Annotated in this window: 22 protein-coding genes; 16 read left to right on the forward strand and 6 right to left on the reverse strand. The window is 71.2% G+C overall.

Annotated elements, in window-relative coordinates; translation table 11 throughout:
* Positions 1–273: 273 nt before the first annotated feature.
* Positions 274–753, forward strand: coding sequence for a hypothetical protein (locus tag WMF12_RS23825; protein WP_437873761.1), 480 nt, complete (start codon positions 274–276; stop codon positions 751–753).
* Between the two features lie 171 nt (positions 754–924).
* Here WMF12_RS23825 and WMF12_RS23830 read toward each other — a convergent pair whose 3' ends face one another.
* The 4 genes from WMF12_RS23830 to WMF12_RS23845 form a co-directional block, all read right to left on the reverse strand.
* Complete coding sequence (locus WMF12_RS23830; RefSeq protein ID WP_437873762.1) at positions 925–1,869, reverse strand: SAM-dependent methyltransferase; 945 nt, start codon at positions 1,867–1,869, stop codon at positions 925–927.
* Positions 1,815–2,543, reverse strand: a complete 729-nt coding sequence (locus WMF12_RS23835; protein ID WP_437873763.1) for a hypothetical protein — start codon at positions 2,541–2,543, stop codon at positions 1,815–1,817. Before WMF12_RS23835 ends, WMF12_RS23830 begins: the two co-directional genes overlap by 55 nt.
* Before the next feature lie 20 nt (positions 2,544–2,563).
* Positions 2,564–2,806, reverse strand: a complete 243-nt coding sequence (locus WMF12_RS23840; RefSeq protein ID WP_437873764.1) for a hypothetical protein — start codon at positions 2,804–2,806, stop codon at positions 2,564–2,566.
* A gap of 401 nt (positions 2,807–3,207) precedes the next feature.
* Positions 3,208–3,858, reverse strand: a complete 651-nt coding sequence (locus WMF12_RS23845; protein ID WP_437873765.1) for a glutathione S-transferase family protein — start codon at positions 3,856–3,858, stop codon at positions 3,208–3,210.
* Between the two features lie 69 nt (positions 3,859–3,927).
* Between WMF12_RS23845 and gcvA the strand changes: the two genes are divergently transcribed.
* Complete coding sequence (gcvA, locus tag WMF12_RS23850) at positions 3,928–4,863, forward strand: transcriptional regulator GcvA (RefSeq protein WP_437873767.1); 936 nt, start codon at positions 3,928–3,930, stop codon at positions 4,861–4,863.
* 111 nt (positions 4,864–4,974) lie between these two features.
* Here gcvA and WMF12_RS23855 read toward each other — a convergent pair whose 3' ends face one another.
* Positions 4,975–5,598 (reverse strand): TetR/AcrR family transcriptional regulator, encoded by a 624-nt coding sequence (locus WMF12_RS23855; RefSeq protein WP_437873770.1) that lies wholly within the window; start codon positions 5,596–5,598, stop codon positions 4,975–4,977.
* A 300-nt stretch (positions 5,599–5,898) separates the two neighbouring features.
* On the opposite strand from WMF12_RS23855, the gene WMF12_RS23860 reads away from it, so the two are divergent.
* Both WMF12_RS23860 and WMF12_RS23865 read left to right on the forward strand, forming a co-directional pair.
* The gene (locus WMF12_RS23860) at positions 5,899–7,386 is read left to right on the forward strand and encodes a serine/threonine-protein kinase (RefSeq protein ID WP_437873771.1); all 1,488 of its coding nucleotides are present in this window, start codon (positions 5,899–5,901) and stop codon (positions 7,384–7,386) included.
* Between the two features lie 10 nt (positions 7,387–7,396).
* On the forward strand, positions 7,397–8,509 hold the full coding sequence (locus WMF12_RS23865) for a hypothetical protein (RefSeq protein ID WP_437873772.1): 1,113 nt from the start codon (positions 7,397–7,399) through the stop codon (positions 8,507–8,509).
* A gap of 73 nt (positions 8,510–8,582) precedes the next feature.
* Here WMF12_RS23865 and WMF12_RS23870 read toward each other — a convergent pair whose 3' ends face one another.
* Complete coding sequence (locus WMF12_RS23870; protein ID WP_437873773.1) at positions 8,583–10,046, reverse strand: PQQ-dependent sugar dehydrogenase; 1,464 nt, start codon at positions 10,044–10,046, stop codon at positions 8,583–8,585.
* Between the two features lie 237 nt (positions 10,047–10,283).
* On the opposite strand from WMF12_RS23870, the gene WMF12_RS23875 reads away from it, so the two are divergent.
* From WMF12_RS23875 to WMF12_RS23930, 12 genes are all read left to right on the forward strand, one after another.
* Positions 10,284–10,934, forward strand: coding sequence for a cytochrome c3 family protein (locus WMF12_RS23875; protein ID WP_437747917.1), 651 nt, complete (start codon positions 10,284–10,286; stop codon positions 10,932–10,934).
* A gap of 155 nt (positions 10,935–11,089) precedes the next feature.
* Positions 11,090–14,113: a TAT-variant-translocated molybdopterin oxidoreductase gene (locus tag WMF12_RS23880; RefSeq protein WP_437873775.1), complete on the forward strand. Its 3,024-nt coding sequence runs from the start codon at positions 11,090–11,092 to the stop codon at positions 14,111–14,113.
* The gene (gene nrfD, locus WMF12_RS23885; protein WP_437873777.1) at positions 14,110–15,456 is read left to right on the forward strand and encodes an NrfD/PsrC family molybdoenzyme membrane anchor subunit; all 1,347 of its coding nucleotides are present in this window, start codon (positions 14,110–14,112) and stop codon (positions 15,454–15,456) included. Before WMF12_RS23880 ends, nrfD begins: the two co-directional genes overlap by 4 nt.
* Before the next feature lies 1 nt (position 15,457).
* A complete protein-coding gene (locus tag WMF12_RS23890; RefSeq protein ID WP_437873778.1) occupies positions 15,458–15,991 on the forward strand; it encodes a DUF3341 domain-containing protein in 534 nt (177 codons plus the stop codon).
* The gene (locus WMF12_RS23895; protein ID WP_437873780.1) at positions 15,988–16,620 is read left to right on the forward strand and encodes a c-type cytochrome; all 633 of its coding nucleotides are present in this window, start codon (positions 15,988–15,990) and stop codon (positions 16,618–16,620) included. Before WMF12_RS23890 ends, WMF12_RS23895 begins: the two co-directional genes overlap by 4 nt.
* The gene (locus tag WMF12_RS23900) at positions 16,617–17,804 is read left to right on the forward strand and encodes a hypothetical protein (protein WP_437873781.1); all 1,188 of its coding nucleotides are present in this window, start codon (positions 16,617–16,619) and stop codon (positions 17,802–17,804) included. Before WMF12_RS23895 ends, WMF12_RS23900 begins: the two co-directional genes overlap by 4 nt.
* Entirely contained in the window at positions 17,801–18,193 is a 393-nt protein-coding gene (locus tag WMF12_RS23905) for a hypothetical protein (RefSeq protein WP_437873782.1), read from the forward strand. Before WMF12_RS23900 ends, WMF12_RS23905 begins: the two co-directional genes overlap by 4 nt.
* Positions 18,193–19,029, forward strand: a complete 837-nt coding sequence (locus WMF12_RS23910; protein WP_437873784.1) for an SCO family protein — start codon at positions 18,193–18,195, stop codon at positions 19,027–19,029. Before WMF12_RS23905 ends, WMF12_RS23910 begins: the two co-directional genes overlap by 1 nt.
* The gene (gene coxB / locus WMF12_RS23915) at positions 19,026–20,117 is read left to right on the forward strand and encodes a cytochrome c oxidase subunit II (protein ID WP_437873785.1); all 1,092 of its coding nucleotides are present in this window, start codon (positions 19,026–19,028) and stop codon (positions 20,115–20,117) included. Before WMF12_RS23910 ends, coxB begins: the two co-directional genes overlap by 4 nt.
* Positions 20,114–21,772: a cytochrome c oxidase subunit I gene (locus tag WMF12_RS23920; RefSeq protein WP_437873786.1), complete on the forward strand. Its 1,659-nt coding sequence runs from the start codon at positions 20,114–20,116 to the stop codon at positions 21,770–21,772. The genes coxB and WMF12_RS23920 overlap by 4 nt, the downstream gene beginning before the upstream one ends.
* The gene (locus tag WMF12_RS23925) at positions 21,747–22,412 is read left to right on the forward strand and encodes a cytochrome c oxidase subunit 3 (RefSeq protein ID WP_437873790.1); all 666 of its coding nucleotides are present in this window, start codon (positions 21,747–21,749) and stop codon (positions 22,410–22,412) included. Before WMF12_RS23920 ends, WMF12_RS23925 begins: the two co-directional genes overlap by 26 nt.
* Positions 22,413–22,427: 15 nt before the next feature.
* Complete coding sequence (locus WMF12_RS23930; protein WP_437747928.1) at positions 22,428–22,766, forward strand: cytochrome C oxidase subunit IV family protein; 339 nt, start codon at positions 22,428–22,430, stop codon at positions 22,764–22,766.
* Positions 22,767–22,953 lie beyond the last annotated feature (187 nt).

Raw genomic sequence — 22,953 nt, forward strand, 5'->3', positions numbered from 1 at the left:
CGGAGAGGTCGGGAACGTTCAACCCCGGTCGGCAAAATCGACCGCCGGGGATCCGGACGGCCGAAATCGACGGCCAGGGGGCGCGATCGACCGCCGGGGTCCATCCCGCCGCCCGGGAGCTCCGGACCGGCGGCCGTCGAGATCGTGCGCAGGCGCGCGACCCGTTGAACGGAGCGCGCGGCAGCGGGCACGCAGCTCCGAGTGGGCAGAGGGCGACGCGCCGACGAGCCGCGCCGCTGCCCTGGATCCATCGCTGATCAGGAGTGATGACACATGAGCATGCGCACGGCCTTCGAGTGGGGTCTCGGTCTCTCTTTGTCCTTCTTCTCGATGACGACAGTCGGTTGCTACATCGAGACTGGCGAAGACTGCGACTGGGATGACGACGACTGTTTCGAGCCCGGAGCTCCCGACGCTCCCGACGTCGAGCGCCCGGATCGGGACGAGGACACCTCGGACGACGGCGGCAGCGAGGACGAGGGCGGGGCGACCAGCGGCGGCGAAGACAGCGCGAGCAGCGGCGGCGACAACGGGAGCTCGCCAGGGGCCTGCGAGGCGTCGTGCGACTGCCCGAGCGGCGACGTGTGTGTTGAAGGGACCTGCAAGACGCCGTGCGCGGCCTCGTGCGAGTGCCCCGAGGGCGAGTCCTGCGAGGCCGGCTATTGCGCGCCGCCGCCCGAGCCGGCCCTCTCCTGCGAGGTGGACTGCGACTGCCCGAGCGGCAGCGCATGCGTCGAGGGCCTCTGCAGCTGAGCCGCGCGGCGCTCCCCGGGGGCGCATCGCCCCGCGCGCGAGCTCATCGGGGGACCTCACGGGCCGCTCCCGCCCCTCATCGTCTCAGCCCTGCTCGCTCCAGGGCGGCATCGCCTTCGCGATGCGAGCGCCACGGTGAGGGGTGAGCCCCCTGCAGAGCGAGCAGGTCCTTCACGTCGCCGAGGACCAGCTCGCAGCGCCGAGCCGCCGTCCCAGGGGCGCCCGTTGAACGATCATGTGCCCATACAGGAGATCGCCGTTGGCGAACGACGCCCCGAGGTGCGCGTGCTCGGAGCGTGACCGTTCGAGCCTCGCTCGTTCCGGGTCGTCGACGGGCCGCCCCATCATGGCAGCCTCCGACCAGGCGCGGCTCAACGACCAGAAGCCGGCGACCCGATCGCTCCACGTCTCGAAGTGGAGAGTTCGCAGCCCCGCGGCGTGCGCCGCGCTGCGGTATGCATCCGGTGAGCCCATTCGCGTGCGGTAGTATGTGTCGACGCGGGGCGCCGCCTCGGGACGACCGACGAACCAGTCGGCGATGTGCGCTGAGCCGCCCGGCTTCAGCAACGACGCGAGCCGCTCGAACCAGGTGCGGCGCTCGAGATAGCAAGACGTCTCGATGGCGACCGCCGCGTCGAACAGGTCGGAGCCCGGCAAGGCGTGCGCATCGCGCACGAGGACGCGCACGCGGTCCGCGACCCCCGCCATCTTGGACAACGCGCGAACGACCGCCGCGTGCGATGGGACGAGCGTGATCGCCGTCACGCGCGCTCGGAGCGACTCCGCCCAGTACAGCGAGCCGCCGCCGAGGCCGCAGCCCACGTCGAGGAGCTCGATCCCGCCGCTGCGCGGCGCGATGTGCCGCGTCACCTCGGCAAGCAGCGCCTCTTGCGACTCGACCAGTCGCGCGCGCAGCTCATCGAGAGACCATCGTGGATCGACGGCGCCATCGCTGAACCCCGTGTGATAGTGCACGCGCGGCCCAGGGCCATACTTGGCCAGGATGCGCCGCGTCTTCTCATCATAAAACGCCGCGACGACCTGCTGCTCCTCGGTGAGGCTCAGAGGGCTGCTTCCAGTGTCGGCACTATCGTTCTCAGCGCAGCATCGATGCATCGGAGGCTCTCCTTCGCGAGAGAGATGGCGAGATCGCGCGCCCAGAGGGTCACCGCGCGGCGCTCTTCTGGAGCAAGGCCGTGGATACGCGGGTCGCCCGTGGCGAGATCGCGCGCCACATGGGCCGCGATGCCGAGCCCGCGCCCGGCGCGCGCTGCAGAGGGCTCAAGGGGCGTCCCGACCCAGAGAATGCGCAGATAGGCCGCGTACTGGAGCCCTGCGATCGCCTCGGCGACCTCGCGTGTCGCTGCCTCCGTCCAGACGGTCGTCCGCATCTCTGCGAGCTGCGCACCGGCGGCCGCGACGAGGTCCGCGGCCGCGCGCGCCACGGCGTCGGACGGCACCGCGCCGCGCGCGAGCGTCGCGAACGCGAGATTCTGCAGGATGAACTGGACAGCCGGACCGGTGCGGGTCGGCCGTTCCAGGTACGTGCACTCCCCATCGGCGATGTCGTCCGCGAGGTTTGCAGCGCAGAAGCTGAAGAAGACCGCGGCGCCCCGCGCGAGGAGGGCGTCACGGGCCAGCCCGGCCTCCGCGCCCGCCGCATAAGCGAACGCGAGCGGCCCGGAGCGGCCTGCCTCGAGCGCCCGGATCACGTCGGCCTGCTCGAGATGGCCGAGGGCGCTGCGGCCGACGACACGCAACGCCTGCTGAAAGATGGCTCCGCCGCTCATGGCGACCCCCGCGCACGGCGCTATGGCGCAATCGTGAGATAGTATCCGCTTTTCGCATTGACCTCGTTGGCGTCCTGACGCGCCTGCGCGATGCGCTGCTGGAGCTCGTTCTCGATGTCCGGGTTGCCGCGATGCTCGATGACTATCCTTACCTCGCCGCCGGCAGCGACGGTGTGGAGCGCCTTGAATATCTCCTTGATTTGAGGGCTCAGATCCATCGCGCCGAGCGTCCCCTCGATGATGCCCAGATCGATGAGGCGCATGAGGTACTCGTAGCCGCTCCGGGTCAGGTTGTATGCGACCAGGCCAGGGCCTTGATTTGCCGAATAGCTCACTTCACATCTCCCTGAAATACGAGGTCGCAGCAGAGCGGACGGCCCCCGATGAGCGCTGCGAGCAGCACCGGTGATCGGCATGAGCGCGGCCGTGTGCCTGGCGCCCCAGGAGTATGTAGGGTGGCGCAGGCGAGCGCGTCAATCCACCGGGCGAGCCGGGTGGTGCTCCCATTTTCTCTGAGAGAGTTCACATGAAGGTGGGAAGATCATTGCTTTTTCTTCCCTCCTTCCCGTCGTCCCGCCTTCGTGTGAGATGACAGAAAGGTGCTTACGCGATCCGCCTTCCTTCTGAATGAGCGAGGCAATGAGCGCGGCGGGGGAGCCCGGGGTCACCGCGACGGGACGAGCCGCTCGAGCCGGGACATGTACCCCGGCAGCTCCGCCGCCAGCGCTCCGGGCAGCGCCCGGTCCGCTTCGAACAACATCGCCAGGTTGCCGTAAAGCGCGGCGTCCGCGAGGCTCGGGGCTTCGCCGAACAGGAACGGCGCTCGCTGCAGCGTCCGGACGGTCGGCGAGAGCAGGGTCCGCGCGCGATCGAGCAGCGCCGGGGTGTCGCGCTCCCACTGCTCGATACAGCCGGCGCCGAACTTGCGCTCCTTGATCAGCGTGTACAGGGCGCGCTGACCCGGCCGCTCCCAGGCGTCGCGGATGCGCGGCGACGCGATTCGAAACAGCACGTCCTCCAGCGGTCCGTCGCAGAAGTCCGCGTAGGCCCAGACCGGGCCCTCGAGGACGTCGAGCGTCAAGCGCCGGGCGGCAGGGTCCTCGAGCAGGAGCTCGCAGATCCGCCGCGACTCGACCGTCACCCGGCCGTCGTCGCCGACCAGCACCGGCACGTAGATATAGCCACCGGTCACGCGGGCCAGCTCGTCGCGATCATCGTACGGCACCTCGACCAGCTCGTACGGGCGACCCAGGAGGTCGAGCAGCATCTGAACTTTGCGGGCGAAGGGGCTATATCGGAGTCGGTAGAGCTTCATGACTCCCGGGATACCGCGGCGCGCCTGGACGAGCGAACGAATGTTTTCCATGGTACATGAGAATTTCTCATGACCAGCCCCGCCCCGGGGGATCACCCTCCGCCGCTGCCGTCGCTCACCGCCCTTCAGGCGTTCGAGGCCGCGGCGCGCCATTCGAGCGTCACCCGCGCGGCGCGCGAGCTGGGCGTGACCCAGGCCGCCGTCAGCCACCAGATCCGCGCCCTCGAGGACACCCTGGAGACGGCGCTGTTTCGGCGCTCGCCGCACGGCATCAGCTTGACGGAGGACGGCGAGCGCTGGGCTGCGGAGCTGGGCGTCGTGTTCGCCAGGCTGCGCGAGGCGAACGCCCGCCTGCGGCGGCCCGCCGCGGACGCGCGGCCCGCCGTGTCGGTCAGCGTCACGCCGTCGTTCGGGGCGCGCTGGCTCGTGCCGCGGCTCGGGCAGTTCCTTGTGAGCCACCCGGAGGTCGACGTGCGCATCTCCGCCACCGAGCGCCTCGTCGATCTCGCGAGAGAGCCGGTGGACATCGGCATTCGTTATGGACTCGGCAGCTACCCGGGCCTTTTGACCGTCAAGCTGGCGGACGACGCCCTGATCGTGGCCGCCGCGCCGAGCGTCGCGAGCAAGCGCGCGCGCTGGCGCGTCGAGGACCTGAGCCACGAGGTGTTGCTCGGGGACGACCACCCCGACGCCTGGGGCCGCTGGTTTCGCGAGCGCTCGCGCCGCCTGCCGGCCCGGGTGCGCCAGAGCCAGCTCACCGACTCGTCGATGCTGGTGGACGCGGCGGTGCGCGGTCAGGGGGTGGCGCTCGCGCGCTGGTCGCTCGCGGCCGCAGAGCTCGAGCTCGGCCGCCTGGTGCTGCTCTTTCCCAGGCTCCCGGCGCTGCCGACGGGCCTCGCTTACTTCCTCGTGAGCACGCGCGCGAGCCTGCGGCGAAAGCCGGTGGCCGCCTTCAGGGACTGGATCGTATCCGAGGCCGCGAGCCTGCGCAGGCCCGGACGCTGAGCCGCAGCCGCCCGCCCGCGTCGCGCGATCCGCCTCCTCAGAAGAGAGCAACTCTCACTCGATGCGCGAGGGCCGCCGCCGACAGGCGAGCTGGGATGGGACGGCGCGGCGTCAGCCCCCCGGCCTGCGGGCGGGCCCGCGACCGACGAGGCCGTAAAGGACGATCCGGTGGACCGCGGACAGCATCGCCTCGACCTCTTCGCGGGAGCCCTGGAACAGCCACGGAGGAGCGAAGCTCGCATAGGCGCGCAGGAGGGCGCGCGCTGTGAGCTCGGGGTCGGCGGCGTCGAGCTCGCCGGCGCCGGCGCCGCGCGCGATGAGATCGCGGAGGAGCGCGCGCTCCTCGTCGAGGAAGCGGGCGTGGGCGGCCTTCACGGCGCGGCTCTGGCAATGCACGAGATCGCACGCGTGCGCGCCCGAGCCGGCGAGCTCCAGGAAAGCGCCCGCGCGGGCGTCGAACACGGCCCGCAGCCGGTCGCAAAAGGGCACGTCGTCCCTGGCCGCGGCGGCGCGCATCGCGGCCATGACGGCGCGGTGCTCGCCCTGGGAGAGCTCCTCGACGATGGCGTCCTTCGAGGCGAACTCCAGGTACACGGCGCCGACCGCGATCTCGGCCTCGCGCGCGATATCGGCGACGGTGGTCTTGGCAGGCCCGTACCGGCGGAGGAGCCGCTCTGTCGCCTCGAGGATCCGCTGGCGCCGCTCCCTTTCGCCGCCGGGGTAACCGTGCTCCATGAGGTGAGCGATGTTCTCCCGGATTCACGGCCGGGGGAAGCGTCCTGGCGGGCGGCCGGCAGGGACCATGGGGACGCCACGGCGCGCGGGCACGGGCGCGGCGCGCTGGCACGGGCGCGGCGGCGCGCTGGCGATGGCACGAACCCGACGGCGCGCGGCCCGCGCCGGCGCGACGGAGCCCAGCCCCGAGATTGATCGCCGTACGCCCGGCGGCTATCGTGGGGTGGCTTTGCACCGGATTTTCCGCGAAGATCGCGCTGTTCACGGGATCCGCGGTCCGGCGTGCGAGGGGACCGAGCCATGACGAGCACCGCGCCGACACACGACGAAGCCGAAGGGCTGGTGCGACCGGGGCAGGTCATCGCCGAGAAGTACCGCGTCGAGCGGGTGATCGGCGCCGGTGGGATGGGCGTCGTCGTCGCCGCGACCCACCTCCAGCTGGAGGAGCGGGTCGCGATCAAGCTGCTCCTGCCCGAGGCGGCGAAGTCGCGCACGCTCGCCGAGCGCTTCGTGCGCGAGGCGCGCGCCGCGGTGAAGGTCAAGAGCGAGCACGTGGCGCGCGTGACCGACGTCGGGACGCTCGACTCCGGCACGCCGTACATGGTGATGGAGTACCTGTCGGGCAGCGACCTCGCCGACGCGCTCCGCGCGGGCGGGCCGATGACCCCGCAGGCGGCCGTCGAGTACGTCCTCCAGGCCTGCGAGGCGCTCGCCGAGGCGCACGCCGCGGGCATCATCCACCGCGACCTCAAGCCGGCGAACCTGTTCCTCACGCGGCGCGCGGACGCCTCCCCGTGCGTGAAGGTGCTCGACTTCGGGATCTCGAAGGTGGCGACCGGCGGCTCCGACCCGCGGATCACCGACACGAAGGCCATCATGGGGTCGCCGCTCTACATGTCGCCCGAGCAGCTCAAGTCCTCGCGCGACGTCGACGCGCGCACCGACATCTGGTCGCTCGGCGTCATCCTGTTCGAGCTGCTCACCGGCGCGCCGCCGTTCGACGGCGCGACGATGCCGCAGCTCTGCGTGGCGATCATGCAGGGGATCCCGAGCCCCCTCGCCGCGTTCCGCTCCGACGTGCCCCCGGCGCTCGAGGCGGTGATCCGCAAGTGCCTCGAGAAGCTGCCGGAGCAGCGGTTCCGCCATGTCGGGGAGCTGGCCGAGGCGCTCGCGCCGTTCGCGACCGGGCGGGCCCGGCTCTCCGTCGACCGGATCAGCGGGATCTCGCGGAGCTCGGGGCCCCCGCGGCCAGAGCTCCCTTCGGCGAGCGGGGTGACCTCGCCGACCGTGGTGAACACGTCGCTGAACACCTCGCCGACGTGGAGCGGGACGGTCGTGCCGCGAAAGCGGCCGGTGGGGCTCGCCGTCGCGGCCGGCGTCTTCGTGTCGCTGATCGCCGCGGTGGCGGTCTTCGCGCTCCTGACGTCCCGCTCGCGCGGCGACGGCGCAGCGACCGAGCCGGCCGCCAGCGCCTCGGCGGCGCCGTCGCCGGCGGACGCCGCGGGACAGCCGGCGACCGCGCCCGCGTCGCTCTCGCCGACCGTCACGCCCGGCGGCGCCGAGGCCCCCGCGCCGGTGGACGACCGCACGGCGGCGCCGGGCCCGGCCGAGATCCCCCCTGCGCCCCCCGCGGCGCCGGCCAGCGGCAAGCCCGCGGCGCCGCGCCGGCCGAGCGCCGCACCGCGCCCCCCGGTCGCCACGCACGCCACGCAGGCTCCGGCCCCCCGGCCGCCCGCCGCCCCGGCCGCTGCGCCGCCCGGCGGCAACCTGTTCGACGATCGCAAGTGAGGACACCACCATGACGAGCCTGCCCGTGCAGCACCTCGGGCGCCTGCTGGCGCTCGCGATGTTCCTTGCCGCCCTCCTTGCGGGCGGCCGCGACGCGAGGGCCGACACGGCGGCCGCGCAGGCCCTGTTCGACGCGGCCAAGCAGCTGATGGCCCAGGGCAAATACGCCGACGCGTGCCCCAAGCTCGAGGAGAGCCAGCGGCTCGATCCGGGGATCGGCACGCAGTTCAACCTCGCGGCCTGCTACGAGCAGCTCGGCCGGACGGCGAGCGCCTGGTCGATGTTCCTCGAGGTGGCCGGCGCGTCGAGGGCCGCCGGCCAGCTGGAGCGCGAGAAGGTCGCGCGGCAGCGCGCCGCCGCGCTCGAGCCGCGGCTCATCCGGCTGACGATCACGGCGCCGGCCGACTCCCCGGCCGACCTCCAGGTGAAGCGCGACGGCGCCCTCGTGGGGCGCGCGCAGTGGGGCACGCCGGTGCCCGTGGATCCCGGGAAACACACGGTCGAGGCCTCCGCCGCCGGCCGAGCGCCTTTCGCGAGATCCATGGAGCTCACCCGGGCGGGCGCCTCGGAGACGCTGGCCATCCCGCCGCTGCCCGCGGGCGCGCCGGCGCGCGACGCCGCGCTCCCGCCGAGCGGCCCCGCCGCGCCTGCGGGCGCCGCCGCGCCCCCTCCGGGCGGCCCCGGCGCGCCGCGAGCGAGCGGCGCCCCGTTCGCGCCGGTCGCCGCGTATGCACCGGGGCGCCCGGCCGCGCCGCTGACCAAGCGCCGCAGCAAGGGGATGATGGTCACGGGCATCGTCCTGACGAGCCTCGGCGCCGTCGCCGTCCTGGGCGGGGGCCTGGTGATCGCCTCCACCCCCTCGTGCTCCGGCGACGGCTGCGAGTACGACACCTCCAGCGACCCGTTCGCCGACGACACGGTCTACGAGGAGGACGGCGCGGAAGGCGCCGGGGTCGGGCTCGTCGTCGGCGGGCTCGTCCTCGCCGGCGTCGGCATCCCGCTCGCCATCATCGGCGGCCGCAAGGTGCCGGTGCAGCCCGAGAAGCAGGCAGCCTCCACGCCGGCGCCGCCGCCCGAGCTCGTCATCGGCCCGCGCTACGCCGGGCTCCGCTGGTCCATGTGAGCGCCGGCGCGGCGCCGGCCCGGCGCGCGCGGCGGTGCGCCGCCGCGGCGCGCGGCGAGGGGGCCGTGAGCGCTCATTCGGGATCGATCCGGTACACGGTGCCGCCGAGATCGACGACGTAGACCTCGCCGGCGCCGTCCTGCCCGAAGCTGGCGATGCTGAAGCCGAACGATCCGAGGTCGTCCGTTCGGTCGACGGGCGCGGAGGCCACCCCGGCCTCATAGGTGAGCGTCCAGACCCTGCCGCTGCAGTAATCACCGTAGAAGTAGCTCCCCCGGAGCCACGGGATCTCGCTGCCCCGGTAGACGTAGCCGCCGGTGACCGAGCAATCCTCGATGACCCGCCCGGCGTGGCCGTACTCGACGGCAGGGAGCGTGATGGTCCCCTCGAGATCGCAGCTCTCCGCGGGGATGAAGCAGTGCGCGCCCTCCATCCGGCGCCAGCCGTAGTTCTTCCGTCCCTGCCCGGCCGGCTCGATGTTGATCTCTTCCCAGAGGCGCTGACCGACGTCCGCGATGTAGAGATCGCCCGTGCACGCGTCGAAGCTGAAGCGGTACGGGTTCCGCAAGCCATAGTCCCAGATCTCGGGCAGGACGCCTTCGCCCGTCATGTTCCCTTCCGGGATGCTGTACGGGTGTGTCGAGACGTCGAGGCGAAGGATCTTCCCGAGCAGCGTCGTGAGCGCCTGGCCATTGCCGATGTCCGCATGGTTGGGGCCGGCGTCGTTGTTGTCCCCGCCATCGCCGAGCCCGAGATAGAGGAAGCCGTCGATCGGGCTGAACTCGAGCGAACCGCCGTTGTGGTTTCGATGCAGATCCACGACCTCGAGGTGCGTGGCCACCGGGTCTGGACTGGCCACGTCCGGTCGCTCTCCCCGCGCGAACTCGACCACACGCGCGTTGCCGCCCGTCGCCTTGTCCGTGTAGTGGACGAAGAAGCGACCGGTGTCCTCGTAATCGGGGTGGAAGGCGAGCCCGAGGAGGCCGCGCTCGCCGTTGTCATTGAACAGGACGCGATCCCGGATATCGAGAAACACCTTGGGCTCCGCCGCTCCATCGTCGAGGACGAGGATCTGGCCAGGCTGCGTCAGGAGGAAGAGCCGCGTGGGGTCGCCCGGCGCGGATTTCACGAGGAGCGGGTGATCGAGACCGGAGACGAGCGTGGTGAGCTTCAGCGCGCCCTCGTCCTCGCTCGGCGGCGCGCAGCTGAATCCCGCCACGGGCTCACCACCGCCGCTCCCGCCAGCTCCGCCGCCGCCAGCGGCGCTGCCGCCGCCGCCAGCCCCGCTCGCGCCAGTCCCGCCGCCAGTGGCGCTGCCGCCCACCCCGCTGCCGCCAGCGCCGCTCGCGCCAGCCCCGCTGCCGCCACCCCCACTCGCGCCTGCTCCGCCGGCTGCGGCCGACGAGACACCGCCGGTCGTGCCGGGCGGCAGCGGAGAGATCGACGCCTCGCGCGAGCAGGCGATGAACGCGAGCTCGGCCGCCAGAGAGAGCGCGATGATCGGAAGGGGCGACAGGGTTGAGCTCGACGGCCTCATGGCTTGACGATATCGTAGATCGAAGCCCAGGGCGGCGAAGATCCGGTGTTGGAGGCGCCCGCGCACCCCGCCCGCCGCGCGCGCACGCCGGACGGCGCCGCTGCGGCCCCCCCTGACGCGCCTGCGCCGGCGTTCGGGGCGTGGCGAGATCGCGAAACGAGCCCCGCGATTCACGCATCGATATCGATGGAGCTGGCCCCATCGCCGCACTTCGAGCGAGGCCGAGCACACGAGAGCATGGCATCCGTTTTTCCGCGCTGGAGCAACACCGCTTTCCGACTCGCCATCGCCGCCGTCTTCCTCGGCGGCGCGGCGGCCGTGTCAGCGCCGATGATCTACGTGCGCTCGGACTGGAACACCGGACAGAACCTGCCCGTGCAGCAGCCGGTGCAGTTCGATCACAGGCACCACGTGCAGGACGACGCCATCGATTGCCGGTTCTGCCATCACACGGTCGAGCGGACGGCCACGGCGGGCATGCCATCGACCGTCCTCTGCATGGGCTGTCACAGCCAGATCTGGAATCAGAGCCCCAAGCTCGAGCTCGTCCGGAACAGCTATTTCTCGGACACGCCGATCGTCTGGAACCGCGTCAACGACGTGCCCGACTTCGTCTATTTCAACCACGCGATCCACGTGAACAAGGGCGTCGGCTGCGTGACGTGCCACGGCCGCGTGGACCAGATGCCCGACGTCCGCCAGGCGACGCCGATGACGATGGGCTGGTGCCTCGACTGCCACAGGGCGCCGGAGCGTCACCTCCGCCCGCTCTCCGCGATCGTGGACATGGACTGGGACCCCGGCCCCGACGCGGAGCAAATCGGCCGGCAGATCGCGCAGGAGGTCGGGGCGCGGAGCCTCGTCCACTGCTCGACCTGCCACAGGTGAGCGCGCGCAGGCGCAGCGCGGGAGGCAAACGAGGGATCCACGCGAGACACAAAGGGAGCCTGCGAGAGCACGCGAGACAGAAGGCCAACAGGCGGCGAGCAGCGGAGCGCCGCCACGGCGGCGGCGCCGATCCACCGATGACCTGAAGAGGGACGATGGCTGATCAGAGACAGACCCCGTGGAGCGCCGCGCTCGACGGCAAGACCGGCAAAGCGTACTGGCGCAGCCTGGCGGAGCTCCTCGAGTCACCGGAGCTCCGCGAGGCCGCGGCGCGGGAGCTCCCGGGGGGCAGCGGCGAGCCCGTCGCGGTGAGCCGGCGGAGCTGGCTCAAGCTCCTCGGCGCGAGCATGGCGCTCGCCGGCGTGTCCGGGTGCAGATCGAGGGCAGCGGACAAGATCGTCCCTTACGTGACGACGCCGCCCGAGGTGACGCCGGGCGTCCTCCGGTATTACGCCACCAGCCTCGATCTCGACGGGTTCGCCACGGGCATCCTCGTCGAGAGCCACGAAGGGCGGCCGACGAAGATCGAGGGCAACCCGGAGCACCCGGCGAGCCTCGGCTCCACCGGCGCCTACGAGCAGGCGTCGGTGCTCGGCCTGTACGATCAGCACCGCGCGCGCGCGGCGCGGCGCGGCCACGACCCGGCGACGTGGCAGGCGTTCGTCCAGCAGTTCGGGGGCGCGCGGAGCGACGGCGGCGCCGGGCTCCGGTTCGTCCTTCGGCCCACCGGCTCTCCGCTCGTCCTCGACCTCATCGGCCGCGTCCAGGCGCGCTATCCGGCCGCCCGGTTCACGTTCCACGCGCCCGCGAGGTCGGCGCACCCGGCGCGCGGGGCCGAGCTCGCCTTCGGCGCTCCGCTCCAGGCGCAGTACGACTTCCGGACGGCGGACGTCCTCCTCGCGCTCGACGCCGACTTCCTCGCGTCGATGCCTTTCCACGCGCGGTATGCGCGCCAGTTCTCCGAGCGAAGGCGCCTCGGCTCGCCGACGGGCAGCATGAACCGTCTCTATGTGATCGAGCCCGGGCTGACGCCGACGGGGAGCATCGCCGATCACCGCCTGCGCAAGCGGCCGAGCGACGTGCCGGCGATCGCCGCGGCGATCGCGGCCGAGCTGCTCCTCACCGAGGGCGCGCGCCCGGGGTTCATCCCTCCCCAGGCGCTCGGCGCGCTCGAGCCGCTCCGGGCGCGGGTCAGCGAGGCGGAGAGGCGCTTCGTCCGGGCCCTCGCGCGCGACCTCGCGCGCGGCGGCCTGGCGAGCGTCGTCGTCGCGGGGGAGCGGCAGCCTCCCGGGGTGCACGCGCTCGCGCACCTCATGAACGCGGCGCTCCGCAACGACCGCGCGGCGTGGACCACCGCGGGGACCTTGATCACGGCCGGCGCCGCCGAGCAGGACCTCACGGCGCTCGCCGAGGAGATCCGCCGCGGCGCCGTCGATACGCTCGTGCTCCTCGAGAACAACGTGGCGTACACGGCGCCCGCGGATCTCGAGCTCGCGGCGCTGCTCCGCTCCGTCCCGAGCCGCGTCTACCTCGGCCTCTACGAGGACGAGACCGCCGCCGGCTGCGACTGGTTCGTGCCCGCCGCGCACGATCTCGAGGCCTGGGGGGACGCGCGCGCGTACGACGGCACGACCTCGCTGGTCCAGCCGCTCATCGAGCCGCTCTTCCAGGGCAAGACCGCCTCCGAGGTGCTCGCGGTGTTCGCGGGCGAGCCGCCGAGGAGCGCGCGAGAGCTCCTGCGCGACGCCTGGGCCGCGCGCCGCGGCGGCGCCGATTTCGACGCGTTCTGGGAGGACGCGCTCCGGCGCGGGCTCGTCGAGGGCACCGCGGCCCCGCGCGAGGACGCCTCGCTGCGGCTCGACGGCGTGATCGCGGCGCTCGCGCAGCTCGCGGCGGCGGCCCCGCCGCCGGCGGAGGCCATCGAGGTCGCCTTCTCGGTCGACGCGAGCGTCTATGACGGCCGGTTCGCCAACAACCCGTGGTTGCTCGAGCTGCCGGATCCCATCACGAAGCTCACCTGGGACAACGCCGCGCTGCTCAGCCCGGAGACGGCGAAGGCGCTCGGCGTCGAGAGCGAGGATGTCGTCGATCTCGAGCTCGGGGGGCGGAAGATATCGATACCGGTCCTCGTCGCGCCGGGGCACGCCGACAGGACGGTATCGCTCAAGCTCGGTTACGGGCGGAGCGGCGCCGAGTCGATCGCCGCCGGGGTGGGGTCCGACGCGTACCGGCTCCGCGCCGCGGCCACGCCGTTCTTCGCGGCGGGCGTCTCGGTGACGAAGCGGCCCGACCAGAAGCACAAGCTCGCCCTGACGCAGACGCACTTTCGCCTGGAGGGGCGCCCGGTCGCGCTCTCGGTCCCCCTCGCCGTCTACCGCGAGCACCCCGGCTTCACGGGAGCGCTGAAGGGGCCACAGCCGTCCCTCATGCCCGCGGTGGCCCCCGGGCCGCTGAAGGATCAATGGGCCATGACGATCGATCTCACGATCTGCACCGGCTGCAGCGCGTGCGTCGTCGCGTGCCAGGCCGAGAACAACGTCCCCGTGGTCGGCAAGGAGGAGGTCCTGAACAGCCGTGAGATGCACTGGCTCCGCATCGACTCGTACGTATCGAACGACCCGCGCGACACGGCCGTCGTCCATCAGCCCATGATGTGCCAGCACTGCGAGAAGGCGCCGTGCGAGTACGTGTGCCCCGTGAACGCGACGACGCACAGCCCCGACGGGCTCAACGAGATGACCTACAACCGCTGCGTCGGGACGCGGTTCTGCTCGAACAACTGCCCGTACAAGGTCCGCCGCTTCAACTGGTTCGATTACGGCGAGCTTCACGCGTTCAACGCCGGGCTCTCGAGGCTCCAGCGCAACCCCGACGTGACCGTGCGGGAGCGCGGCGTCATGGAGAAGTGCACGTACTGCGTCCAGCGGATCCGCCGCGCGGAGATCGCCGCGCGGGTCGAAGACCGCCCGATCCGCCCGGGAGAGGTCGTCACCGCCTGCCAGCAGGCCTGTCCGACGCAGGCGATCCAGTTCGGCTCTCTCATGCACGAAGAGACGGCGATGGTGGCGTGGCGGGGCGAGCCGCGGAGCTACGCGGTGCTCCACGACCAGGGCACCCGGCCGAGGACCATGTACCTCGCGCGCGTCAACAACAAGAACCCGGAGATCGAAGAGCCGTGACGGAGCCTCTCCTCCTCGGGCGACCCACCGACGAGGCGCTCTCCGAAGAGCTCCTGTCGGTCGTCTGGAAGCCGCGATCCAGGCTGTGGTGGGCGGCGTTCACCCTCACCGGCGCCGGGACGGTCCTGCTCGCGATCTCCGTCCTCTACACCGTCACCACCGGCATCGGGGTCTGGGGCAACAACATCCCGGTGGGCTGGGCGTTCGGGATCATCAACTTCGTGTTCTGGGTCGGCATCGGCCACGCGGGGACGTTCATCTCCGCGATCCTGCTCCTCCTGGAGCAGCGCTGGCGCACGAGCATCAACCGGTTCGCCGAGGCGATGACGCTCTTCGCCGTCATGCAGGCGGGCCTCTACCCGCTCCTGCACCTCGGCCGGCCATGGTTCGCCTACTGGCTCGTCCCCTACCCCTCGACGCTGGGGACCTGGCCGCAGTTCAAGAGCGCGCTGCCGTGGGACGCGGCGGCCATCTTCACGTACTTCACGGTCTCTCTCGTCTTCTGGTACGTCGGGCTCGTCCCCGACTTCGCGTCGCTCCGCGACCGGGCCCCCGACCGCCGCCGCCGGATCATCTACGGTGTCCTGTCGCTCGGCTGGCGCGGCTCCGCGTCTGCGTACCGCCACTACCGGCTCCTCTACGGGCTGCTCGCCGGGCTCGCGACGCCGCTCGTGCTCTCGGTGCACTCGATCGTGAGCACCGATTTCGCCATGGCGCTCGTCCCGGGCTGGCACGCGACGATCTTCCCCCCGTTCTTCGTCGCCGGGGCCATCTTCTCCGGCTTCGCGATGGTGCTGACGCTGCTCATCCCGGCGCGTCGGATCTTCCACCTCGGGAACGTCGTCACCCAGAGGCACATCGACAACCTGAGCAAGATGACGCTCGTCACCGCCTGGATCGTCATCTACTCGTACATCATCGAGCTCTTCGCCGCCTGGTACAGCGCGTCGGAGTACGAGATCTACCAGTTCTTCGTCGCGCGCCCCACGGGGCCGAACGCCGCGGTCTTCTGGGCGCAGATGATCTGCAACGTGCTCGTGCCCCAGCTTCTGTGGTTCCCGAAGGTCCGGAGGAACATGATCCTTCTCTGGATCATCTCGATCCTCGTGAACGTCGGGATGTGGTCCGAGCGGTTCGTGATCATCGTCCTGTCGCTGCAGCGCGAGTTCCTCCCGTCGGCGTGGCACGCCTATCACCCGACGTGGGTCGATATCTCGATGTTCGCCGGGACGATCAGCTTCTTCCTGCTCCTCTTCCTGATCTTCCTCCGCCTCTTCCCCTTCGTGCCGGTGGCCGAGGTCAAGGAGCTGAACCACGAGCTCCGCCACAAGGAGAAGCACTGAGATGAGGAGAGGTCTGCTCGCCGAGTTCGAGACGCCCGAGGCGATGCTCCAGGCGATCGCGGAGCTCAGGAGCCGCGGATACCGGCGCCTCGACGCGTTCACGCCGTACCCGATCCACGGCCTCGAGCAGGCGCTCGGGTTCCGCCGCTCGCCGCTCAACTGGATCGTCCTGCCCTTCGCGCTCGCGGGCACCGCGGGAGGCTACCTCGTCCAGTGGTATTGCAACGCGTTCGACTACCCGCTCAACGTGGGTGGGCGGCCGGGGCACGCGGCCCCTGCGTTCATCCCGATCACCTTCGAGATGCTGGTGCTCTCGGCCGCCCTCTCGGGGTTCGTCATCCTGCTCGTCCTCTCGCGGCTGCCCGAGCTCTGGCACCCGGTGTTCGACGTGCCCGGGTTCGAGCGCGCCTCCATCGATCGGTTCTGGATCGGCATCGACGCCCGCGACCCGGCGCTCATCAGCCCCATCACCGAGCGCGATCTCACCGATCTCGGCGCCCTCACCGTCGCCTGGGCCGGGAAGGAGCGATCATGACGCGCGGACTGCCCCTCTCGCTCTCCTGTCTGGCCGCGGCGCTGTGCCTCTCCTGCACGCCGGTGACCTCGGCCGACGCCGAGCCCGGCGAGGCGGACCTGCTGGATCTCGAGCGCATGCTCCGCCAGCGGCGGTACACGGCCTACCAGGAGACAGAGCTCTTCGACGACGGCTCGGCCATGCGCCGCCCGCCCGAGGGCACCGTACCGACCGATCGCGTGCTCGGCGATCCCGGGCTCACCCGTGGGATCGCGGGCGGAGCGTACGTGGCGCGCGTCCCGGTCACGGTGACGATCGAGCTGCTCCGGCGCGGAAAGGAGCGCTACGAGATCTTCTGCGCTGCCTGCCACGGGGTCGCCGGAGATGGCGAGTCGGAGGTCGCGCGCAACATGACGCTGCGGCGCCCGCCGTCGCTCGTCGACCCGCGCGTCCAGGCGTTCCCGCCCGGGCGCATCTACCAGGTCATCGTCGAGGGCTACGGGCTCATGCGCTCGTACGAGCCGCACGTCCCGCTCAGGGAGCGCTGGGCGATCGTGGCCTATGTGAAGGCACTCGGGAAGAGCCGCGGCACCGCGCTCGACGCGCTCCCCCCACCCCTCCGCGAGCGCGCCCGGAAGGAGCTCCCGTGAACCGGCGATTCCCCGTCTTCCGAGGCGGCCGCGCGATCGTGACGCGGTCCCTCGGCCTCGCGCTCCTCGGCGCCCTGCTCCTCGTCGTCGGGGCGTTCGTGGACCGGGAGCGGCTCTTCTACGCGTACCTCGCGGCGTACGCCTTCGCCGTGACCACGGCGGTCGGGGCGCTCCTCTTTCTCATGATCTGCCACGCCATGGCCGCGACATGGCCTGTGGCCGTCCGCCGCCTCGCGGAGGCGATCGTCGGGGCGCTGCCGCTCCTCTGCGCGCTGTTCGTCCCGCTCCTGTTCGGCCTCGGCGCGCTCTACGGGGAGTGGCTCCACCCCGAGTCGATCGGCGACGAGCACGTTCGATCCATCGTGCTCCACAAGACGCCTTACCTGAACCTCCCCTTCTTCCTCGTGAGGACGGGGATCTACTTCACGGTGTGGCTCGTCTTCGGCGCCCTGCTCCGGCGCGGCTCGATCCAGGGCGACGCGACCCCGGCGCTCGCGGACAGCCGGCGCCTCCGCGTGATCAGCGTCGCCGGCCTCCCGCTCGTCGGGCTCACGCTCTCGTTCGCGGCCTTCGACTGGCTCATGTCCCTCGCGCCGACGTGGGTGTCGACGATGTTCCCCGTCTATGTGTTCGCCGGCGGCTTCGTCGCCGCGATAGCGCTGCTCACGGTGCTGGCGTTCGCCGCCGAGCGCGCCGGGCTCCTGCCCGGGCTGAGCGCGTCGCACTACTACGCGCTCGGCCGGCTGCTCCTCGCGTTCACCATCTTCTGGGCCTACGCCGCGTTCTTCCAGTTCATGCTGATATGGATCGCGGACAAGCCCGAAGAGGCGGAGTTCTACGTGCTCCGCGCCCACGGTCCGTGGGCGATCGCGTCCCTCGTGCTCGTGCTCGCGCGGTTCGTGATCCCCTTCGCGATCCTGCTCAACTACGGGATCAAGCGGCGCCCAGCCTGGCTGTCGGCCGTCGCCGCCTGGATCTTCATCGCGCATTACCTCGACATGCACTGGCTCGTCGCGCCCGAGGTCCCGGGCGCTCGCGCGCCGTTCCACTGGCTCGACCTGGCGGCGCTCCTCGCCGTGATCGGCCCGTGCGTCGCGTTCGCCGCGCTGCGGGTGCGCGGCAGGCCGCTCGTCCCCGTCAACGACCCGGCGCTGCCGGCCGCCCTCCGCTACGAGAGCATATGACGTCCCACTACCGCCGTCCCGACGTGCGCCAGGAAGAGGATGTCGTCCCCTGGAAGACGATCCTCGCCGTCGCGTTCGCCGTCGTCGTGATCTTCGTCGTCCTGGGCCTCTGGTCCTGGATGCTCCTGCACGGGCGCGAGGCGGAGCTCCGCCCCTCGGGAAGGAGCGCCGAGCGCTCCCAGGAGATCTCCCTGCCGCGCGGCGAGGTGGCCGGGGTGGATCAGCGGATCTTCCGGCGCGAGGCCACGGGCGAGGAGGGCCTTGGCACGGCGCTGAACCACCGGAAGCGCGAGGAGCTCGGGCGCTTCGGCTGGGCAGACCGCGACCGCGGGCTCGTGCAGATCCCGATCGAGGACGCGATGAATCTCGTCGTGGAGGAGAGCCGCTGATGAGGATGCAACACCTGTCCACCACGGCGCTCCTCGCGCTCGTGTTCACGGGCGTGCCGCTCACGGCCGCCGCGGATCGGCCATTGCTCCCGCCCGCGGCGCGCGAGGCCGACATCGACGAGCGCCTCGGGAACGCCATCGACACGACGCTCCCCTTCACCGACATGGACGGGCGGCGCGCCCCGCTCGCCGAGCACTTCGACGGGCGCCGGCCGGTCGTCCTCGTCCTCGCCTATTACCGCTGCCCGACGCTCTGCGGCCTCGTGCTGCGCGGCCTGGTCACCGGCATGGCGAAGCTCGATTACCGGCTGGGAGAGCACTACCGCGCGCTCACGGTGAGCTTCGATCCGCGGGACACCCCGGCGTCCGCGGCGCGGAAGAGGACATCCGCGCTGTCGGCCCTGGGCATGGCCGGCGCGCCGACGCGGGAGACCTGGCCCTTCCTGACCGGCGCGCTGCCCGAGATCCGCGCGCTCGCGGGCGATCTCGGCTTCCGGTTCGGGTACGACCCGCAGACGGAGCAATACGCGCACCCCGCCGCCATCTTCGTCCTCACGCCGGACGGCCGCATCTCACGGGTCCTCTATGGCATCGAGTTCTCCTCCCTCGATCTCCGCCTCGCGCTCCTCGAGGCGAGCCGCGGGCAGATCGGCACCCCCCTCGAGCGCGTCCTCATGACGTGTTATCGCTACGACCCCGCGAGCCGCCGCTACGGCCCGTATGTGGCCGGCTTCCTGCGGCTCGGCGGGGCCGCCATCCTGGCGTGGGCCGCCGCGGTGATCGCCTTCTTCGGCTGGCAAGGGCGGCGGCGCAGGGGAGAGGGGCGCGCGCGATGAACGAGCTCCTGCGCCAGCTGCTCTTCCTGCCCGAGCAGCGCTCCTCGCTCGCCCGCGAGATCGACGGGCTGCACTACTTCGTCATCTCCGTGACGATGGGCGGCGCCGCCCTCATCACGCTCATCGGCGGGTATTTCCTGATCCGCTATCGCCGTCGGCTGGAGGACACGCCTCGGCCGCACGCCGGGGTCTTCGCGCGGCCCGCCCTCTTCCTGGAGACGGTGTCGCTCTTCGGCCTGGGCTTCGTGTTCCTCACGTTCTGGACCATCGGCACGCGCCAGTTCGTCGACCTGCGCACGCCGCCGGAGGACGCGCTCGACGTCTATGTCACGGCCAAGCAGTGGATGTGGAAGTTCGCCTATCCGGGGGGAGACAGCGAGATCTCGGTGCTCTATGTCCCCGCGCGGAGGCCGGTCCGGCTCATCATGACGTCGCGCGACGTCATCCACAGCTTCTACGTGCCCGCGTTCCGCATCAAGCAGGACGTCCTCCCGGGCCGGTACACAACGGCCTGGTTCGAGGCGACCGAGCCCGGCGCGTACCCCATCCTCTGCACGGAGTTCTGCGGTACGAGCCACTCGGAGATGCGCGGCCAGGTGATCGCGCTCGACCCGGCCGACTACGAGCGCTGGCTCGCGGGCGGGGTGGCGAGCGCCCCGGCGTTCGCGCAGGAGGCCGCCGCCGAGGCGGAGAACGAGCTCGCCGAGGCGGAGCCGACGATGCCGAGCCGCGGCGAGCACGCCGCCGCGACGCACGGCTGCCTCCGCTGCCACACCCTCGACGGAACACAGCACGTCGGCCCGACCTGGGCCGGGCTCTACCGCTCGGTCGTGCCGCTCGATGGCGGCGGCGAGCGCGTCGCCGACGAGGCCTACCTCACGGAGTCCATCATGGATCCGCTCGCCGCGGTGCACCGCGGGTTCACGCCGGTCATGCCGTCTTTCCGGGGACAGATCACGCCGCCCGACGTCGCGGCGATCATCGAGCTCATGAAATCGATCCGCGACGTGCCGCGCGGCGCCGTCGTGCCGTGGGACGGCGGGGTCAGCGACACGGGCGCCGCGGCGCCGGAGGGGGTGACGCCATGACAGCCCACGAGATCGAGGGGACCGCGCCCATCCACGGCGCGCACGACGCCGACTATCTCCGCGCCCGCGCGGGCGTGCGCTCGTGGCTGCTCACGACCGATCACAAGCGCATCGGGCTCATGTTCTACGCGCTGATCGTGCCGATGCTGATGCTCGGCGGCGCCTTCGCGCTGGTCCTCCGGACCGAGCTCCTGACCCCCGGGCCCACCGTGATCAGCGCGGCGACCTACAACCGCATGTTCACGCTCCACGGCGTGGTCATGGTGTGGCTCTTCATGATCCCGTCGATCCCGAACATCTTCGGGAACTTCGCCCTCCCGCTCATGATCGGCGCCAAGGATCTCGCCTTCCCGCGCCTCAACCTGGCGAGCCTCTACGTCTATGCGATCGGCGCCGTCATCACGCTGGGGGCGACGATCGCCGGGGGCGCCGACACGGGCTGGACGTTCTACCCGCCGTACAGCACGACCACGCCCGCGGGCGTCCTGCCGGTCGTGATCGGCATCTTCATCCTCGGCGCCTCGTCGATCATGACGGCGGTGAACTTCATCGCCACGACGCACACGATGCGCGCCCGCGGGATCGGCTGGGGGCGAGTGCCGCTCTTCGTGTGGGCCATCTACAGCACGAGCATCATCATGCTGCTCGCGACGCCCGTCCTCGGCCTGACGATCCTGCTCGTCGGGATAGACCACATCTACCATTTCGGCATCTTCGACCCGACGCTGGGCGGAGACCCCGTGCTGTTCCAGCACCTGTTCTGGTTCTACTCGCACCCCGCCGTCTACATCATGGTGCTCCCGGCGCTCGGGGTCATCAGCGAGGTGGTCTGCACCTTCGCGCAGCGGCAGCCGGCGTCCTACTGGGCGATCGCGCTCTCGTCGCTCGGCATCGCGTTCATCGGGTTCACGGGGTGGGGGCACCACATGTTCGTGGCCGGGATCAGCGAGCTCGACGCCGGGATCTTCGGCGCGCTCTCGATGTTCGTCGCGATCTTCTCCGCCATCAAGGTGTTCACCTGGGTGGCGACGCTGCACAAGGGGGCCATCCAGTTCAACACCCCGATGCTCTATTTCCTCTGGTTCCTGTTCCTCTTCGTCTTCGGCGGCATGACGGGCGTCGCCGTGGCCACGCAGTCGCTCGACGTCCACTGGCACGACACCTACTTCGTCGTCGCCCACTTCCATTTCATCATGGTGGGCGGCACGCTCACCGCGTTCCTCGCGGCGGCGCACTACTGGTTCCCCAAGATGTTCGGCCGCACCTACTCCGAGTCGATGGGGCTGCTCACGTCGTTCGGGGTCTTCATGGGGTTCATCCTGACGTTCCTCCCCCAGTTCCTGGCGGGCAACGCCGGGATGCCGCGCCGCTATTACAGCTACCCGGAGCAGTACCAGTGGCTCAACGTGCTCTCGACCGGCGGGGCCTTCCTGCTCTCGGGCGCGCTCCTGCTCGCCCTGGTGAACCTCCTTGTCGCCCTGCGCTGGGGGCCGCGCGCCACCGCCAATCCATGGAGGTCCCGGAGCTACGAGTGGATGACGCCGCCCATCCCGCCGGAGCACAACTTCCCCGTGACGCCGGTCGTCGATCGCGGCCCGTACGATTACCACCTGACCGACGAGGAGGCCCATGCCCGAGTCTCACCCGCCCGCTGAGCCGCTCGCCCCGGCGCGGCTGGCCATGCAGTTCGAGGACCTCGAGAAGCAGACCCACGCCGCGCACTTCGGCATGTGGATCTTCCTCGCCAGCGAGGTCCTGCTCTTCGGCGGGCTCTTCGGCCTGTACGCCGCCTACCGCGCGGTCTTCGGCCCCGAGTTCACCGCCGGCGTGGCGCACAACAACGCCGTCATCGGGACGGCCAACACGGGGATCCTCCTGACGAGCAGCCTGCTCGTCGCGCTGAGCGTCTACGCCGTGCGCCTCGACCGGCCGGCGAGGGCCGGCCGCCTCCTGCTCGGCGCGATCGCGCTCGGCCTCGCCTTCCTCGTGCTGAAGGGCGTCGAGTACACGGCGCACTTCCACGAGGGGATCTTCCCCGGCGCCGGCTACCGCTTCGAGGAGCTCCCGTATGCCGGCGCGAAGATGTTCTTCACGCTCTATTACCTGACGACCGGGCTCCACGCGATCCACGTGACCGCGGGGCTCGTGGTCCTCGGCTGGCTCGCGTGGGGGTGCTTCCGGCGCCGGTACGGCGCGGGCAACGAGACGCACGTCGAGCTCGGCGGGCTCTACTGGCACCTCGTCGACGTGATCTGGATATTCCTCTGGCCGATGCTCTACCTGATGCACCGCTAACGGGACGTTGCGCCCATGACCGTCAAGCACCTCTCCTCGCGGACCTACGTGATCGTCTGGCTCCTCCTGATGGGGCTCACGCTGGCCTCGTACCTCCTCTCGCTGGCCCACCTCGGCCAGGCCGATGTCGTCGCGGCGCTGCTCATCGCCACGGTGAAGACGGTGCTCGTGCTGCTCTTCTTCATGCACCTCATCGAGCAGCGCTTCGCGAACGCGCTCCCGATGATCGTGGCGGCGCTCCTGCTCGGCCTCTTGCTCACGCTGATGCTCAGCGACGTGACGAGCCGCGAGACGATCACGCGCAGGCCGATCCCGCCATCGCCGCTGCCCAGGGCCACGGCCGCGCCCCGATGACGGCTGCATCCCGGTGATCCGTCCATCGCGCGAGCGCGCCCGCCGGCGCGGGCCGTAACGGGCCGCCGTCGCGCGGCGACGGGGTCTCGCCGACGTCGCGCGTCGCGATGACCGCGCGGCGCCGTCGCGCGTCGCGATGGACGCGCGGCCCCGCTCGGCGCGCGACGCGGGAGCTGCGCTGTGGTCG

This window comes from Sorangium sp. So ce363, assembly GCF_051520435.1.
Lineage (GTDB): Bacteria > Myxococcota_A > Polyangia > Polyangiales > Polyangiaceae > Sorangium > Sorangium cellulosum_B.